Below are 17,832 nucleotides of genomic sequence, written 5' to 3'. Positions count from 1 at the left end.
CGCTGCTGGGAGCGGTACCAAGACAAGGCCCCATTACTCCCACATTTTAAATTATGAAATATAAAAATTGATTTCATATTTGGATTTCGCCTAATGGGTATTGGACAGCGAGGGATGATCCTGCACAGAGAATCATCTATAAAATGGAGGGGGTGAGCAGATGACTGGCAAGGCGCGCTATCAGGCGCCAGCCCTCACCAAGGGGCTGGAAATATTGGAGCTTCTCGCCGGTGCGAGTGAGCCGCTGATCATGTCTGACATATCGACGGCGCTAGGTCGGTCGGTCAGCGAAATCTTCCGGATGCTGCAGGTGCTGGAGGAGCATGGCTACATCGCCCGGGCCGAAGAAGGCTATCGGCTGACAAACCGCCTCTTCGCGCTGGGCATGAGCCAGCCGCCGATCCGCGACCTCGCCTCCACCGCCCTTCCGGTGATGCAGGATCTGGCGCGCCGGGCGGGCCAGAGCTGCCACCTGGCCGTCGCATCCGGCGCGGAAATGGTCGTCATCATCGCGATCGAGGCGCCCGGCCTGTCGGGCTTTGCCGTGCGCGTGGGCTATCGCCGGCCGCTGCACCGCTCCAATTCCGGCCGTATCCTGCTCGCCTTCCAGTCGTCCGATGCGCGCGCGGCGATGCTGGCGGATATCCGGGCGACGGGCGAAACCCTGGATGAAGCGGAACTGACGGAGCGGCTGAACGCCACCTTGGCAGCGGGTGGCGCCTTCGCGCCCAGCCCGATGCTGACCGGCATCACCGATCTGTCCGCCCCGATCCTGGTCGGCGGCGTCGCGCGCGCGGCGCTGACCATGCCCTTCGTCGATGGCGCCGCCAATCGGGCGACGACACAGGCCTGCACCCAGTTGGTGCGCGACGCCGCCGCCGCGATCGGCGATGCCATGTCGCCGATGATGGTCCTTCCCGCGCGCGACATGGACAACGGACAATGAGCGGACTTGATCGCCGTACCGCACTGATGGCCGTCGCCGGGCTGGCGGCGCTGCCCGGTCTTGCCGGCGCGCAGACAAACGCCAGCGACGAGATTATCGACCTGTGGCCCGGCACGCCGCCGGGGGACACTGGCGCGCGCATCGTTCGCAAGATCGCCGATCAGGCCAAGCCCGGCGGCAAGCCGGATCGCTGGGTGACGGGCATCGAACGCCCCGTGCTGGTCGTACGGCGCCCTGCCCGCCCCAATGGTGCCGCAATGCTGGTGATACCTGGTGGCGGATATGCTTTTCTGTCCTATGATAATGAGGGCACCAGCCAGGCCGAATGGCTGAACGCGCGCGGCATTACCGCCTTTATCCTGCTCTACCGCCTGCCCGGCGAAGGCTGGGCGCGGCGTCAGGACGTCCCATTGCAGGATGCCCAGCGAGCGATGCGGCTGATCCGCGCAAAAGCTGCCCAACTCGCTGTCGCAAAGGACCGGATCGGCGTACTTGGCTTCTCTGCCGGCGGGCATCTGGCCGGATCGCTGGCGACCCGTCACGGCGAGACAGTTTATGACCCGGTCGACGCCGCCGATGCGCAGGATGCGCGCCCGAACCTGGCCGCGCTGATCTATCCGGTCGTCAGTCTGGACGCAGCCTTCACCCATGGTGGATCGCGCGATATGCTGCTGGGCATGGGCGGCACAGTGCAGGCGCGGCGTCACCGCTCGGTCGAGATGCGGGTCGACGCGGCGACACCGCCGATCTTCCTGGTCCATGCGACCGATGACGGGTTGGTGCCGCCCGCCAACAGCATCGCGCTGTTCCAGGCGATGGAAGCGGCAAAACGCCCGGTCGCGCTGTACATCTTCGAGGATGGCGGCCACGGGTTCGGCACCCGCCTGCCCGCGACGATGCAGGCATCGGCCTGGCCCGCCCTGTTCGCCACCTTTGCCGCCAAGCACGGGTTGATTCCGGCATGAGATGGCCGATCGCCCTGATGCTGGCGTTCAGCGCCGGCACTGCGCTGGCCGCGCCCGGCGATTATCAAAGTTCGCCCGAGCGGCGCACGGTGGTGGAGAAGGATTGGGGGCCATGGCTCGGCCCGTTCCGCGCAAAGCTGATGCCCAGCCTGATGCAGGATTTTGGCGAGCGCTATCTCTACGCGCCCGCCAATGCCGCGTTATCCGCGCCCAAGCAGGGCGAACAGCGCGTGGTGTTCCTGGGCGATTCCATTACCGATCGCTGGAACCTGGCCGCCAGCTTCCCCGGCAAACCCTATATTAATCGCGGCATCGGCAGCCAGGTGACGGCGCAGATGTTGCTGCGTTTCCATCAGGATGTAATCGTACTGAAGCCGAAGGTCGTCGTGATCCTGGCGGGCATCAACGACGTACAAGGCTTCCTGCAACAGGAAAGCCCCGAACAGATCGAAGCCAATTGGGAAGCCATGGCCGATCTGGCAGAGGCCCATCATATCAAGGTCGTGTTCGGCTCGATCCTGCCGGTGAACGACTACACAGAAGCGGCTAAAGACGTCGTGAAAGAGCGCAAGCCTGAAGAGCTGGTCACGCTCAATAGCTGGCTGCGCACCTTCTGTGCGGAGCGCGGCTATGGCTTTGCCGATTATCACGCCGCGCTGGTGGACCGGAATGGCCTGATGACAGCCGCCTATACGCAGGACGGCGTCCACCCGCTCGACAATGGCTATGCGGTGATGGCGCCGATCGCGGAGCGGGCGATCGCGCAAGCCTTGCGCCAAAAATGAGGAAGAGGATGCTGAAACTCACCACTTTTGCCTGCGCGCTGGCGCTGGCCACCCCCGCTTTGACGGAAACGAAAGTACCAGGCGATCCCCATGCCGACGATCCGGTCGGCATCGTGGCCGATCCCTGCCCGGTCCATCCTAAGCCTACAGGTGAAGCGGAATGGAAGATGTGGAACCTCCACATGCTGACCCGCGATTTCGGGCAGTTGTGCCGCTATGCCGCCGACAATAAGGCGCTGGCGGGCAAAAAGGTGCGCGCCGTCTTCATGGGCGATTCCATTACAGATAACTGGATCAATCTGGACCCGGAGATGTTTCAGGACGGGCTGGTCGATCGGGGCATCAGCGGGCAGACCACGGCGCAGATGCTAGTGCGTTTCCGCAATGACGTGATCGCGCTGAAACCGCAAGTCGTCCACATCATGGCGATGACCAACGATATCGCCGGCAATAGCGGCGCGGCGACGATGGAAACGGTGCTGGGCAATATCCAGACGATGGCCGAACTGGCGCAGGCCCATGGCATCAAGGTCGTGATCGCCTCCGTGCCGCCCGCAGGCGCCTTCCCCTGGAGCCCGGCCATGAAGCCAGCCCCGCAGATCGCGGCGATCAACAAGTGGCTGGCCGATTATGCGCGTAGCCGCGGCTTCACCTATGTCGATTATCACAGCGCCATGGCGCAGGCAGACGGTGCAATGAAGCCGGGCCTGTCCACCGACGGCGTCCATCCGACCAAAGAAGGCTATGCCATCATGCGCCCGCTGGCGCGGCAAGCCATCGACAAGGCTTTGAGGGAAATCCAATGACGATGCTGGGACGCCGCGCCTTCCTGGCCGGCACAGCCGCGCTCGGCCTCGCCCGCGCGGCGCGCGCCGCCAGCCCCATGGGCACGATGCGCGGGCCGGTACAGGCCAGTTGGCCCTCACTGGTCGGCAATTATCGTTACCCCGACTGGTTCCGCGACGCGAAGCTGGGCATGTGGTCGCATTGGGGGCCGCAATCGGTGCCGGCGCAAGGCGACTGGTATGGCCGCTTCATGTATATGCAGGGCCACCCGATGTACGAGCATCACCTGAAGACCTACGGCCATCCGTCGGTCGCGGGGATGAAGGACATCCAAAATCTCTGGACCGCCGACAAGTGGGAGCCCGATGCGCTGATGGCCCGCTATCAGAAGGCGGGCGCCAAATATTTCATGGCGCTGGCCTGCCATCACGACAATCTGGATTGCTACGACAGCCGCTACCATGCCTGGAACAGCCTGCGCGTCGGACCGAAGAAGGATATCGTCGGCATCTGGGAGAAGGCGGCGCGCAAGGCGGGCATGAAATTCGGCGTGTCCAACCATGCCGCTCATGCCTGGCACTGGTACCAGCCGGCCTATGGCTATGACCCGATCGGCCCGAAAAAGGGCGAACGGTACGACGCTTTCCGCCTGCGCAAGGCGGACGGCAAGGGCCAATGGTGGGATGGCCTCGACCCGCAGGAACTTTATACCGGCGGCCATGCCGTGCTGCCCGATGGTATCGACACGATCGAGGCGATGGACAAATGGCACGATGCCCATAACGGCCAGTGGATCGAAACGGGGCCGCAGGACGACCCGGCCTATGTCACCCGCTGGCTGCTGCGCCAGACCGATCTGGTCGCGAAATACAAGCCCGACATGGTCTATATGGACGATCATGAACTGCCCTTCGGACCTGTAGGGCTGGAAGCGGCGGCGGACTATTATAACCGCTCGATCGAATGGCACGGCAAGATCGACGTGGTGCTGACCGGCAAGCAGCTCAAACCCTATGCCCGCTTTGGCATGGTGCAGGATGTGGAGCGTGGCTTTACCGACCATCTGTGGGACGAGCCGTGGCAGACGGACACCTGCATCGGCGACTGGTTCTACAATGAAGCGCGGCTGCACGACAAAAGCTACAAAAGCGCCGAGGAAGTCGTCCAGCGGCTGGCCGATGTGGTGTCGAAAAACGGCAATCTTATGCTCTCCATCCCGCAGCCGGGCGACGGGTCGATCGACAGCGAGACGGAGAAGGTGCTGGACGGCATGGCGGCATGGATGACCCATGGCGGAGAGGCGATCTTCGGATCGCGGCCCTGGCGTATTTATGGCGAGGGGCCGACCCAGTTGATCGCGGGGATGCAGAATGAGGAGAAGGCCAAGCCCTTCACCGCGCAGGACATCCGCTTCACCACTAACAAGGGCGCACTTTATGCGCTGTTCCTGGGCCGGGCGCAGGGATCTACGACCATCCGCTCACTGGCGCGCGGCCGCGTGGACGGCACAATCGGCCAGGTGACGCTGCTGGGCGGCGGCCCGCTGCCCTTCCGACAGGATGGCGCTGGCCTGCATGTCGATATGCCACGCACCGGCCATTTCGTTCCGGCCATCCGCATCGACGGACGCGGCCTCATCTAATGCAAAGACAAGGGATTACAGGGATGATCGCAACGGGTTTCAAGGCAAAAGTGGCGGGGATCGCGCTGGGCGCGTCCGTCCTGGCGATGGCGGCACCTGCGCTGGCGGAACCAATGGCATTGCTGGACCGGCATGGCAGCCGCGTCGCGGTGGAACCCTATGCGCCCAATATCGTGCGCGTGACGATCGCGCTCGATCCCGTGCTGGCGTCCGCCGCACCGGGCGAAGGACCTAACGCCAAGCCCAACGCGACTGGCTGGACCCACAGCACCGATGCGAGCGGGGACGTCTTCACTTCTTCGGCCCTCACCCTGACGATCGGCGCCAAGCAATGGCCCGGCGCGCCGACGCAGATGCAGCGCTATTTCGCGCCGTCGCTGCCGCCGGTCAGCCTGTCGGTCAAGGATGCCGGCGGCACGCTGCTGACGAAGATGACCGGTTGGGAAATGGCGCCCGTGACGGTGAATGGCGAGCAGACCTTCAAGGTCGGTGCCAGCTTCGATTCCCCGGCGGACGAACATTATTATGGCCTGGGTCAGAATCAGGAAGGCTATATGGATCTGCGCGGCAAGCAGATCGATTGTTCGCACAGCTATGATGCGCCGGCCGGCGAGACGGTCTGCGTCCCCTTCATGGTCACGAACAAGGGCTATGGCATCGTCTGGGACAATCCGGCCCGCACGCTGATCCAGCCCGGCCTGCACAGCAGCACCCATTGGCAAAGCCAGGTGGGAGAGCGCGTCTCGTTCTTCGTCATCGCCGGCAAGACGACCGACGAACTTTATGCCGGCTATGCCAAGTTGACCGGCGAAACGCCGCTGCCGCCCAAGGCCGGTTTCGGCCTGATCCAGAGCAAGGCGCGGTATGAAAGCCAGCAGGAACTGCTCGACATCGCCAATGGCTATCGCCAGCGCAACCTGCCGCTCGACGTGATGGTGCTGGACTGGTTCTACTGGACCCGCATGGGGCAACTCGACATCGACCGCACCTATTTCCCCGATCCCAAGGGGATGAACGACACGCTCAAATCGCTGGGTATGCGCTCGATCATCAGCGTATGGCCGCGCTTCGAACGGGAATCGCGCTATTTCGACATGCTCGCGACCAAGGGCTGGTTCCTGAAGGACAAGGACGGCAATCCGGTTGATGGCCTGCCTTCCCGCTCCGATCGCGCAGGCGCGCTGATCGACAGCACCAATCCGGAAGCGCGGGAATGGTTCTGGGGCAAACTGCGCGACAATATCGCGAGCCAGGGTTTCGACTGGTTCTGGCTGGACGAAACGGAGCCGGATCTGGTGCCGGACGGCTATTTCTATTCCAAGGGGTCGGGCGACCGTTATCATAACCTCTTCCCGCTGGTGCATACGACCGGCGTGGCCGAAGGGTCGGAGCGCGACCGCCCCGGTTTCCGCAACATGATCCTGGCGCGTGCGGCCTATCTGGGTGCGCAGCGCAATGGCGGCCTGTTCTGGTCGTCGGACATCAAATCGACCTGGGAAGCGCTGCACCGGCAAATCCCGACCGGCCTCAACTTCACGGCTTCGGGCATCGCCTATTGGGGCAGCGACATTGGCGGCTGGCAATGGCCCAAGGGACCGAAGGCGGAAAATCCGGTCCTGGTCGATCCGGCCGGCTCCACGGCGGCCAGCCCCGATTATGCGGACTATTCCGAATTGTTCGTTCGCTGGTTCGAATATAGCGTCTTCACCCCGACGCTGCGCATCCATGGCCAGCGGCCGGGCAGCGCGCTGTGGGAATATGGCAAGGCGGCCGAACCGATCCTGGCCGACTGGTTGCGCCTGCGCTATACGCTGATGCCCTATATCTATGCGCTGGGGCGGCATACCTACGACACCGGCGCGCCTTTCATGCGCGGGCTGTTCATGGACTTCCCGAACGACCCCCAAGTATCGAACATCGGCGACCAATATATGTTCGGTCCCGCCTTCCTGGTCGCGCCGGTGACGGTGCAGGGTCAGACGAAGCGGCCCGTCTACCTGCCCGCGGGCACCGCCTGGTATGATTATTGGACCAACCAGAAGTTCGAGGGCGGCCAGACGATCGAGGTCGACGCCCCAATCGAGCGCATTCCCTTGTTCGTGAAGGCCGGGTCGATCGTGCCGATGGGCGTGCAGGTGAAGAGCACGGCGGAGAAGCAGGCGCTGGAAAGCATCCGCGTCTATCCCGGCACCGATGCGCGCTTCACCCTTTATGACGATGACGGCACCACCAACGCCTATCGCAAGGGCGGGATAAAGGCTGACCTCGTCTGGGACGACAAGGCAAAGACGCTGACGAGCAAGACGAAACTGCCCACCGGCCAGGCTGTGAGCGGCCTGGTTCAGGTCGTAGGCCAGTAAGGAGACTATCGACGATGACGGGTATCAATCGCCGCGAATTGGGCATGGGTCTGGGCGCGGCTGCTCTGGGCGCTTCTCTGGCGGGCGGCAGCACTGCGCGCGCGCAGGCTGGGTCGGCTTCGGCGCCGCAGGGTGCGCAGTCGTTCCCGGCCGACTTCCTCTGGGGCTGCGCCACCGCAGCCTACCAGATCGAAGGCGGCGTGAAGGAGGATGGGCGCGGCCAGACCAATTGGGATGTGTTTTCCCACACGCCGGGCAAGGTCGCCAATGGCGATACGGGCGATGTCGCCTGCGACAGCTATCATCGCTATAATGACGACATCGCCCTGCTGAAGGCGCTGGGGGTCAAGGCTTATCGCTTCTCCCTCGCCTGGTCGCGCATCTTCCCCGATGGCAAGGGCAAGCCCAATGCCAAGGGGCTGGACTATTATAACCGGCTGGTCGACGGATTGCTGGCGGCGGGCATCACCCCGCATGTCACGATGTTCCATTGGGATCTGCCCCAAGCCCTGCCGGGCGGCTGGCAGAACCGCGACACGGCTTATGCCTTTGCCGATTATGCGGGCTATACCGCCGGCAAGCTGGGCGACAGGGTGCAGCATTTCATGACGGTCAACGAACTGCGCTGCTTCACGGACCTCAGCTACATGACCGGTGGCAAGGCGCCGGGCCTGAAGCTACCGATGGGTGAAGTGAACCAGATCCGGCACCATGGCGTGCTGGCCCACGGCCTGGGCGTCCAGACGATCCGGGCGGCGACGAAGAGCGGCACGCAGGTCGGCATCGCGGACAATCCCAATATCTACGTCCCCGCGATCGAGACACCCGAGCATATCGAGGCGGTGAAGAAAGCCGTGCGCGAAGAAAATGCCATGTTCCTGACCGCCATCATGGAAGGCCGCTATATCGACAGCTATCTGACCGCGCAGGGCAAGGATGCGCCCAAGGTCAAGGATGGCGACATGAAGCTGATCGGCGCGCCGCTCGATTTCCTGTCGGTCAATGTCTATACCGGCAACACCGTCCGCGCCGACCCGACCGCGCCGTCGGGCTACAAGATATTGCCTCATCCGGGTCAGGCGCCGCGCATGCCCTCCCCCTGGCTCTATGTCACGCCGGAGGTGATTTATTGGGGCATGCGGGCGATCAACGACATGTGGAAGCCCAAGGGCCTCTACATCTCCGAAAATGGCTGCTCGGCCGACGACAAGGTCGCCGAAGACGGCAAGGTCTATGACACCGACCGCGTCATGTATCTGCGCAACTATCTGACGCACCTTCAGCGCGCGACGCGTGAGGGATTGCCGGTAAAGGGCTATTTCGTCTGGAGCCTGATGGACAATTTCGAGTGGGAGGACGGATATACCAAGCTGTTCGGCATCCATCATGTCGACTTCAAGACGCAGAAGCGCGCGCCCAAGCTGAGCGCCGACTGGTATCGCGAACTGGTGCGGACCAACCAGCTGGTGTGACGAGGGATATGGATGCGCCCGAAGCGACATGCTCGCTTCGGGCGCATCCGAGCCGTGGCCCAGTTACGGCAGATGGATTTTCTCCATTGCCCTTTGTTAACCAAAGGCTCATCGGACGGCGCTACCCTGCGTCCTTTCTCATCGAACTGATCGAGCATGTCCGACCCATCAGACCTCCTCCTTGACGCAGTCACCCGCTATGCCGGCTGGAGTGGTCCGATCATCGGCGTGCTGGCTTTTTTCGAATCGCTGGTGGTGATCGGCCTGTTCGTGCCGGCGATCGCGACGATGATCGCGATCGGCGGGTTGATCGGGGCGGGCATCATCGAGCCTGCGCCGGTCTTTGCCTGTGCGGTGGTCGGCGCGATCCTGGGGGACTGGACCTCCTACGCGCTAGGGTGCCGGATCGGGCCTGCGATCTATCGCCATCGCTGGCTGAAAGGCCATAAGCTGGCCTTCGCGCGGGCGCGCCTGTTCTTTCGACGCTATGGTTTCATGTCCGTGCTGATCGGGCGGTTTCTGGGGCCGGTTCGCTCCACCGTTCCGGTCGTCGCCGGGGTGGTGAAGATGCCGCAACGCCATTTCCAGACGGCCAATATCGTGTCGGCCCTGCTCTGGGTGCCGGCCCTCTTGCTGCCTGGCTATTTCGCCGGCGGAAAGCTGGCGCAGTTCGACCTGCAGAGCGAGCATCTGGTGCTTATCGCCGTGGGCCTTCTTACCATTCCCATGCTGGCGGGGTGGATCGCGCTGCGCATCGCGGGCAAACCCCGCGCAAAGCTGAAGCAATCATCCGTCCAGTAGAATGTCAGGCGCGGGTGAAGCGCCAGCGATCCGTATCACTCTCTTCAGCATCGAAGCGATAGCCGTCGCTGTCGAAACCGCGCATGGCCTCCACATCGGTGACATGATGCTCGCATAGCCAGCGGGCCATCATGCCCCGCGCGCGCTTCGCGTTGAAACTGACGAAGCGCGGGCCGTTCGGCCCCGGCTCGCGAAACTCCACCTCGATCACGCGCACGCCTGCCAGCTTACCGTCGACCGCGGCGTAATATTCCTGGCTGGCGAGGTTCAGGATCGTGGCGGACCCTTCCTCCGTCAATTCGCGGCGCAGATGATCGGCAATGCGGTCAGCCCACCAGTCGGTCAATTTTTTTTGACGCGGTGCCCAGCGTGTGCCCATTTCCAGCCGATAGGGCCGGATGTCGTCCAGCGGGCGCAGAAGGCCATAGAGGCCCGACAATATCCGCACATGATCCTGCGCGAAGGCGACCCCGGCTTCGTCCAGCGTATCGACTTCGAAGCCGGTGTAGACGTCACCGGCGAAGGCATAGAGAGCGGGCCGTTCCGGCAATTCGGGAAAGTCGCGGAACCGGTCTGCGTTCAATTTGGCCAGACGCGGCGAGATGTGCATGAGTTCGGCCAGCCGCTTCTGCGTCAGGTTCGCGGCGGAATGGGCAAGGCTGCGCGCTTCGTCAGCGAAATGCGGCCTCGTCGTCGCTATCGACGGGAGTTCGCGTTCGAAATCGAGTGTTTTGGCGGGCGACAGCAGGACGATCATCGCGGCGGCCTAGCGATAGCCGCTACCTGCGTCAAACCCTGTCCGCGTCCGTCCCGCATCGCCCCGTGCTGCCACGCACGACCAACGCATGGGGCAGCATCAGATGTGCGTCCGGGTGCGGAATAGTCCTGCGGAAGGACGGATCGACCAGAATATCGACGGCTGCGGCGGCCATTTCCGCCTTGGGCTGGCGAATGGTGGTGATTTGCGGCCAAGCCGCACGCGAAGAAGCGGCATCGTCGAAGCCGGCGATCGACAGATCGTCGGGCACCTGAATGTCCCGTTTGATCGCAGTGATGAGCAGACCGAGCGCCATATCGTCATTGCAGGCAAAGATGGCACTGGGCCGATCCGGCCCGCGCAACAGCGCTTCGCCCAGTTCCAGTCCCGATCGAAAGCTGAAATCGCCACGCAGCACGAAACGCTCGTCCACCGCTATGGCGGCCGTCGCCATGGCCGCGCGAAATCCCTCCTCCCGCCGGATGGAGGCGCTGTGATTTTCCGGCCCCTGCACGAAAGCGATATGACGATGGCCAAGGCAGATCAGATAGTCGGTCATTTCCCGCGCCGCACCATGATCGTCCATCCGCACCGCGCCGCTATCCTCCGGCTCGACGGACGGGGCCATCAGTACATGGGGCACGGCCGACTGGCGGAACAGGTCGATCAGTTCGGGCGCGTCGCAAATCGGCGGGGCGATGATCGCGCCGTCCAGCCGCAGGCTGGCGATGCTGTCGCGGACATGGTCCTGCCAGCCGGGGCGGCTCAGGTCGACCGGCTCCACCACCAGATGATAGCTGCGCTCCCGACAGCGGATCAGCGCGCCATGCTGCACATCGGCGGCATAGCCCGACACGGGATCATCGATGAAAAGGCCGAGCAGATAGGAGCGCGAACTGGACAGGCTGCGTGCGAAGGCATTGGGGCGATAGTCCAATTCGGCCACGACCCGCTGCACCGCCTCGCGAATTTCGGCGCGAACATGATCTTCCCCGTTGATGACGCGCGAGACGGTCTTGGGGGACACACCGGCACGGGCCGCGACATCCTTGATGGTAACGGTCTTCATGATATGGGCTCCTGCGGCTGCGCGCACAGGGCGGCGAACCGGGCAATGAAAGCATAGCAGGCGGCGGGCACGAGCAGCGCCGGCAGCAACGCGATCCCGTCGGCGAGAGCGCCGGTGGCAAGGGGAATGATCGCGCCGCCGACCACCGCCATACACAGCCACATGGAGGCGACCGGCGCCTGCCGATCATCCGCAGGCAGCGCAAGGGCATAGATGGTGGGATACATGATCGCGTTGCACAGGCCGACCGCGATCAGGGCGCCAGCACCCAGCGCACCAGGTAGGATGATCGCCGCCAGCGTCAACGCCACGGCCCCTAGTGCCGCCGCCAGCAACAGACGATATTCACCCATGCGTGTCATCACCCAGGCGCCGATGAAGCGGCCAACCATCGCACCACCCCAATAAAGGCTGACCAGTTGACCGCCGGCCACCGGCGTCACCCCTAGCCGATCGGTACGCATCAAGACGGTGGGCAGCAGCGCACCGATCGCAACCTCCGCCCCCACATAGAAGAAGATCGCCGCCGTTCCCCATTTCAAACGGCGCAGGCGGATCAACTGGAACATCTGCCTTATCCCGGCGAAGGGCTGCGCTTCGCCCCGCACCAGCAAGTTGCGATAGCGCATATAGGCCAGGCTGAGGACCGCGGTGACCAAGGCGGTCCCGACAAATGGCAGCGTCGGATCGATGCCCCGCGCGGCGTCGGCATCTAGTTCGCTCAGCAACAACGGCGCGCTGATCAATGGTCCCATTACCGTGCCGAGCGCGTTGAAGCCCTGAAGCAAAGTAAGGCGGCGAACCGCGCCGCGCGCCGGGCCGATCACCGCGACCACCGTGTTGGATGCGATCTGAAGAAAGGTCTGCCCCGCCGACAGGAGCAGCAGCGCGCCCATCACCATGGCGAAGGACAGGACGGTCTGTGCCATGGTCAGTGCCAGGCAACCCAGCGTCATCACCGCCAGCCCGGTGACGATAGCGCGCATATAACCGTTGCGGACGATCGCCCAGGTGATGGGCAATGCGAACAGCAGATAGCTGGAATGGAAAGCCAATTGCACCAGCAGCGCCTCTCGATAGTCGAGATGCAGCAGCAACTTGAGTTGCGGCACTAGAAGGCTGACCGATGACGTCAGGAATCCGCCGATGAAAAACACGCCGATGGACAGCCGGAAAAGACGGGTCGCGATGTAATCGCCATCGGGAATGGCCAAGGTTGACGTAGCGGTAACCATCGAGTGGACTTTTCGGTCGATCCTTACAGGACATGGGCAGGAATGGGAAGCAGCGGGCATGCTGTGTGCGCGAATCCGACATCGTTGTCAAAACCATGTTGACATCGTTGTCAGGCTTTGGTCATTACGCGGCACACACAATGATGTGAGTCCAGGGAGAGAGATGATGAAGAGCATTGCGCTCGTCGCGAGCACTGCGCTTGCGACCATGACGCTGGCGATGGCCCCCGCCTACGCGCAGGACAACACCGCGCCGCAGGCCGCCCAGCAGCCCGAAAACAGATATGACGGCGATATCATCGTCACCGCCACCCGCCGCGAAACGACCCTGCAATCGACCCCGATCGCCGTATCCGCCTTCGGTCAGGCGCAGTTGGACAGGCAACAGGTCAAGGACGTAACCGACCTTGCGCGTTTCGTCCCCTCGCTTCAGTTCAACCAGCAGGGCGACCAGTCGGCCGTGCTGCTGACGCTGCGCGGCATCGGCAACGACAGCGCCTATACCGAAGTGGCCGACCCGGAAGTCGCCATCTATGTCGACGGCATCTATTCGCCGCGTTCGCAGGGCGCGTCCGTGCTGATGTATGATATGGAGCGCGTGGAAGTGCTGCGCGGTCCGCAGGGCACATTGTTCGGCCGCAATGCCACGGTCGGCGCGCTCAGCCTGATTTCCGCCAAGCCTAAGCTCGGCGAATTCGAAGGCAATGTCGAAGTCACCGCCGGCAATTACGACCGGCTGGGCGTGCGCGGCGCGATCAACATCCCGGTCAGCGACACGCTGGCCTTCCGCGTCGCCTTCGTCACCGACCGGCATGACGGCTATGCCGATTTCCAGCCGGCGCCCAATGTGACCGGCATCAACAAGTCCGCCTTCGTGACCAGCGGCAAGAAATATTATGCTGCCGACCAGCAATCCGGCCGCGTGTCGATGCTCTGGCAGCCGAGCGACAAGTTCAGCTGGAACCTGTCGGCCGAAGGCTTCCTGGACAATGGCGCGCCGGTCATCGGCCTGCTCCAGACGCCGCGTGCTGGAACCAAGCGCTGGTCGACGCTGAGCGACACCGCGCCCGACACCGATCGCTATTCGGTGGGCGTGCGCAGCAGCATGAATTACGACCTGACCGACGGCATCCAATTGAGCTACATCGCCGGCTGGTCGCGGATCGGCGGATCGACCCAGACCGACGCCGATGGAGGCGCGATGCCGCCGACGGGACAGGTCGATGCCAGCGGCAATGATCTGCCCTTGGGCGCGTTCGGCGAAAACCGGACTTTGTCGTCGCGCTATGATTTCCAGAGCCATGAAATCCAGCTGAAATCGTCCGGCGAGCAGGCGATCGACTGGATTTTGGGTGCCTATTACAGCCACGAAAAGAACCGCATCCGCTTCGACATCGATCAGCGCAACGGCTATCGCGACGGCACCTTCAGCTGGGCCGGCAGCTTCATCCAGGCCAATCGCCAGATCGACAGCCGCGCCGTATTCGGTCAGGCGGTATGGCACGTCAATGACGCGATCCGCGTGACCGGCGGCCTGCGCTACACGTCCGACAAGAAGCAGGATATTGGCGGCCGCAACGTGACTTATTCGGGCGAAGGCTGTTCCGATGCCGACAAGCTGCCCGGCGGCCGCTGCACCGGTGGCATTTTCGGCGCCTATCCGGGTGCCACGGCGGAGGAACTGGCCACGCTACTGCCGGGCTTCTCCATCTCCAGCAACGATGTGAAGGGCAAATGGGACAAGCTGACCTATCTGGCCCGTGTCGATGCGGACCTGGCGCAGGATGTGCTGGGCTATGCCAGCATCAGCACCGGCTTCAAGTCGGGCAATATTCAGGACAATGCCGGCCTGACCGATCCGGAAACGCTGACCAACTATGAAGTGGGCTTGAAGTCCCGCTTCCTGGACCGCCGCGTGACGCTGAACCTTGCCGCTTATTATAGCGACTTCAAGGGCTATCAGGTGAACCAGGCTGTCACCTTCCGCGACGATCAGGGCAATGTCGTACGCAGCCAGATGATCACGCAAAATGCCAAGGGTGCCAAAGCCTATGGCCTGGAAGCGGAAATGGTCGCCAACCTGACCGACAATGACCGGCTGCAATTTTCCGGCACGCTCCAGAAGACCAAGCTGGAGGAGCTGGCAAGCGTCGACGGTCGGCTTTACGATGGCGGCAAGCTGTCCTCGATCGCCCAGCTTGAAGGCAATGAACTGGCCCATGCGCCGCGCTTTTCCGCGACGCTTAGCTATGAGCATGATTTCGTGATGGCGAGCGGCGCGCGTATCACCCCGCGCTTCACCACCCATTATGAGACGAAGAGCTGGCTGAGCTACTTCAACGGGGACGCCAATCCGTTCGTCAATGCCAACAACCCGGCCGACAATATGCCCAGCCGGGGCACCAACGGCACCGATTGGGATCGGCAGAAAGCCTATTTCCGGTCCGACGCGTCGATCCGCTTCACCGCGCCGGATGAGAAATATTCGGTCGAGGCCTTCGTCCAGAATATCGAAAATGGAAAGATCCGTACCGGTGCCGGCGCATTCGGCGCACCGCGCTACGATCCGATCTTCCTGTCCAACCTTCAGCCGCCGCGCACCTGGGGCGTGCGCGCCCGCGCGAACTTCTGACAACGGCCAGCGACCGGCTTTCCTTCCCCAGCCGGTCGCCCTTCAGGCGGCGGACGCCCTCCCCTCCCCCAAGGGCATCCGCCGCCACTTTTGCATCATATAGATGAAAGACCGCCCATGACGCGCCATGCCCTGATCGCTCTCCTCCTGCTTGGCACCGCCTGCGTTCCCGCCGCGCAAGCCCAGTTGGCCGCAACGACAGCCGGCAGCAATCGCGCGCTGTCGGCGGAGGCGCGAGCCAAGGCGCTGGTCGCGGCCATGACCACGCAAGAGAAGCTGGCGATCGTCCACGGCTATTTCCCGCCGATGGCGAAGCCGCCGCAACCGATCGCGATGATCCCGTCGGCCGGCCATATTCCGGGCATCCCACGGCTTGGCATCCCGACACTGCGCGAAAGCGACGCGAGCCTGGGCGTCGCCAACCAGATCGAGCAGCGCAAGGGCGACACGGCGACCGCCCTGCCCGCCAGCCTGGCTACTGCGGCCACGTTCAACCCTTCCATCGCCTATGCCGGCGGCGCGATGATCGGGGCGGAGGCACGGGCGAAAACCTTCAACGTCCTGCTGGCAGGTGGCGTCAACCTGACCCGCGATCCGTGGAACGGACGCAATTTCGAATATCTGGGCGAAGATCCGCTGCTGGCGGGCGTGATGGCCGGCGAACATATTCGCGGTGTCCAGAGCAACCATATCGTATCGACCATCAAGCATTTCGCGCTCAATTCCCAGGAAACCGGGCGGACCGTTCTAGATGCGCGGATCGACAAGGCGGCGTTGCGCGAGAGCGACCTCCTGGCCTTTCAGATCGCGACGGAAATCGGCGATCCGGCCTCCGTCATGTGCGCCTATAACAAGGTGAATGGCGACTATGCCTGCGAGAATGACTGGCTGCTCAACACGGTCCTGAAGAAGGATTGGGGTTATAAGGGGTGGGTCATGTCCGACTGGGGCGCGGTCCATTCGACCGAGAAGGCAGCGCTAGGCGGGCTGGATCAGGAATCGGGTCAGGAACTGGACGACGCCATCCATTTCGGCAAGCCGTTCGAGGACGCGGTGAAGACCGGGCGCATCCCCATGGCTCGGCTGGACGATATGGTAACGCGTATCCTGCATGGCGTGATCGCCAGCGGATTGATGGATGATCCGGTACCGGAAAGCCCGCGCCAGATCGACTATGCCGCCCATGCCGATGTCGCCCAGCGGACGGCGGAGGAAGGCATCGTCCTGCTCAAGAATGAGGGCAATCTGCTGCCGCTGGCCAAGAGCGCGCGGCGGATCGTCCTGATCGGTGGCCACGCCGATGTCGGTGTGCTGTCGGGCGGCGGATCGTCTCAGGTCCGTTCGGTCGGCGGGGCTCCGGTCGAAATTCCGCTGACCAAGGGCGCGGCGGCATCCTTCGCGCGGATGACCTGGCATGCGTCTTCGCCACTCAAGGCTATCCAGGCGCTCGCGCCTCAAGCCGACGTCACCTATATCGACGGCAGCGATCCCAAGGCGGCGGCGGAGGCAGCGCGCCGGGCCGACCTTGCCATCGTCTTTGGCTGGCAATGGCAGACGGAGGCGCAAGACCCCGAAAATATGCGGCTGCCCGACAATCAGGATGCGCTGATCGACGCGGTCGCGACCGCCAACCGCAAGACCATCGTCATGCTGGAAACCGGCGGCCCCGTCGAGATGCCCTGGATCGCCAAGGTGCCGGTGCTGGTGCAGGCCTGGTATCCCGGTCAGCGCGGTGGCGAGGCGATGGCGAATATCCTGTTTGGCGATGTGGCGCCTTCGGGTCGCTTGCCCATCACCTTCCCGGTGCACGCCGATCAGGCGCCACGCCCCGAACCATTGGGCCTTGCCGAACTACGTGCCGCCGACGCCCGACGCGAGGCCGGCGATACCGCCAATTACGGCATGACCGGGGGCGTTGCACCGTTCGCGGTCGATTATCCCGAAGGTGCTGAGGTGGGCTATCGCTGGTATGCGATGAAAGGCAGCAAGCCGCTGTTCCCGTTCGGCTATGGCCTGAGCTATACCAGCTTCACTTATGCAAATTTGAAAGTGCACGACGGCACAGCGCTGACCGTCAGCTTCGACGTCACCAATGCCGGCAACCGATCCGGCGCGGATGTGCCGCAGCTTTATGTGCAGGCGAAGGGTAGCGCGGGTGTCAACGCCTGGCGTCTCGCCGGCTTCGACAAGATCAGCCTGTCCGCCGGCGAGACGCGGCGCGTGACGATGACCGTCGATCCGCGCCTGATCGCCCGGTTCGAGGAAGGCGCTGGCTGGCGGCTTGATGGTGGCAGCTATGCACTGGCGGTCGGCCATCATGCCGACGACATGGCGTTGAAGGGCGTGGCCAAACTCGATCCGGTGAGCCTGAAACCCTGACCC

The 17,832-nt window shown here is 63.4% G+C and carries 13 protein-coding genes; 10 read left to right on the top strand and 3 right to left on the bottom strand.

Annotation, left to right across the window (positions count from 1 at the left end):
* Positions 1-160: 160 nt before the first annotated feature.
* The 8 genes from F4U94_RS01405 (at position 161) to F4U94_RS01370 (ending at position 9,757) form a co-directional block, all read left to right on the top strand.
* On the top strand, positions 161-946 hold the full coding sequence (locus F4U94_RS01405; RefSeq protein ID WP_120253094.1) for an IclR family transcriptional regulator: 786 nt from the start codon (positions 161-163) through the stop codon (positions 944-946).
* The gene (locus tag F4U94_RS01400) at positions 943-1,911 is read left to right on the top strand and encodes an alpha/beta hydrolase (protein WP_120253095.1); all 969 of its coding nucleotides are present in this window, start codon (positions 943-945) and stop codon (positions 1,909-1,911) included. The genes F4U94_RS01405 and F4U94_RS01400 overlap by 4 nt, the downstream gene beginning before the upstream one ends.
* Entirely contained in the window at positions 1,908-2,696 is a 789-nt protein-coding gene (locus F4U94_RS01395) for an SGNH/GDSL hydrolase family protein (RefSeq protein ID WP_120253096.1), read from the top strand. Before F4U94_RS01400 ends, F4U94_RS01395 begins: the two co-directional genes overlap by 4 nt.
* Before the next feature lie 8 nt (positions 2,697-2,704).
* Positions 2,705-3,502 (top strand): SGNH/GDSL hydrolase family protein, encoded by a 798-nt coding sequence (locus tag F4U94_RS01390; protein WP_232016259.1) that lies wholly within the window; start codon positions 2,705-2,707, stop codon positions 3,500-3,502.
* The gene (locus F4U94_RS01385; protein ID WP_120253098.1) at positions 3,499-5,124 is read left to right on the top strand and encodes an alpha-L-fucosidase; all 1,626 of its coding nucleotides are present in this window, start codon (positions 3,499-3,501) and stop codon (positions 5,122-5,124) included. The genes F4U94_RS01390 and F4U94_RS01385 overlap by 4 nt, the downstream gene beginning before the upstream one ends.
* Positions 5,125-5,147: 23 nt before the next feature.
* Positions 5,148-7,484 carry a glycoside hydrolase family 31 protein gene (locus tag F4U94_RS01380; RefSeq protein ID WP_120253099.1) on the top strand — a complete coding sequence of 779 codons (2,337 nt, stop codon included), beginning with the start codon at positions 5,148-5,150 and terminating at the stop codon, positions 7,482-7,484.
* A 14-nt stretch (positions 7,485-7,498) separates the two neighbouring features.
* Positions 7,499-8,956 (top strand): GH1 family beta-glucosidase, encoded by a 1,458-nt coding sequence (locus F4U94_RS01375; RefSeq protein ID WP_150411817.1) that lies wholly within the window; start codon positions 7,499-7,501, stop codon positions 8,954-8,956.
* Between the two features lie 156 nt (positions 8,957-9,112).
* Positions 9,113-9,757: a DedA family protein gene (locus F4U94_RS01370; protein ID WP_120253101.1), complete on the top strand. Its 645-nt coding sequence runs from the start codon at positions 9,113-9,115 to the stop codon at positions 9,755-9,757.
* Positions 9,758-9,761: 4 nt separating this feature from the next.
* Here F4U94_RS01370 and yaaA read toward each other — a convergent pair whose 3' ends face one another.
* From yaaA to F4U94_RS01355, 3 genes are read right to left on the bottom strand one after another with little or no spacing between them, the layout of a single operon-like run.
* Complete coding sequence (yaaA, locus tag F4U94_RS01365) at positions 9,762-10,514, bottom strand: peroxide stress protein YaaA (protein WP_120253102.1); 753 nt, start codon at positions 10,512-10,514, stop codon at positions 9,762-9,764.
* A gap of 31 nt (positions 10,515-10,545) precedes the next feature.
* Complete coding sequence (locus F4U94_RS01360) at positions 10,546-11,583, bottom strand: LacI family DNA-binding transcriptional regulator (protein WP_120253103.1); 1,038 nt, start codon at positions 11,581-11,583, stop codon at positions 10,546-10,548.
* Complete coding sequence (locus F4U94_RS01355; RefSeq protein ID WP_150411816.1) at positions 11,580-12,818, bottom strand: MFS transporter; 1,239 nt, start codon at positions 12,816-12,818, stop codon at positions 11,580-11,582. The genes F4U94_RS01360 and F4U94_RS01355 overlap by 4 nt, the downstream gene beginning before the upstream one ends.
* 166 nt (positions 12,819-12,984) lie before the next feature.
* Between F4U94_RS01355 and F4U94_RS01350 the strand changes: the two genes are divergently transcribed.
* Together F4U94_RS01350 and F4U94_RS01345 are read left to right on the top strand one after the other, a co-directional pair.
* Positions 12,985-15,450 carry a TonB-dependent receptor gene (locus F4U94_RS01350; protein ID WP_425505025.1) on the top strand — a complete coding sequence of 822 codons (2,466 nt, stop codon included), beginning with the start codon at positions 12,985-12,987 and terminating at the stop codon, positions 15,448-15,450.
* Between the two features lie 117 nt (positions 15,451-15,567).
* On the top strand, positions 15,568-17,829 hold the full coding sequence (locus tag F4U94_RS01345) for a beta-glucosidase family protein (RefSeq protein ID WP_120253106.1): 2,262 nt from the start codon (positions 15,568-15,570) through the stop codon (positions 17,827-17,829).
* Positions 17,830-17,832: the final 3 nt, after the last annotated feature.

The organism is Sphingobium limneticum, from assembly GCF_008710155.1.
GTDB lineage: Bacteria > Pseudomonadota > Alphaproteobacteria > Sphingomonadales > Sphingomonadaceae > Sphingobium > Sphingobium limneticum.
Note: the sequence above shows the minus strand (reverse complement) of the source record. Positions and strands in the feature narration are given on the sequence as shown.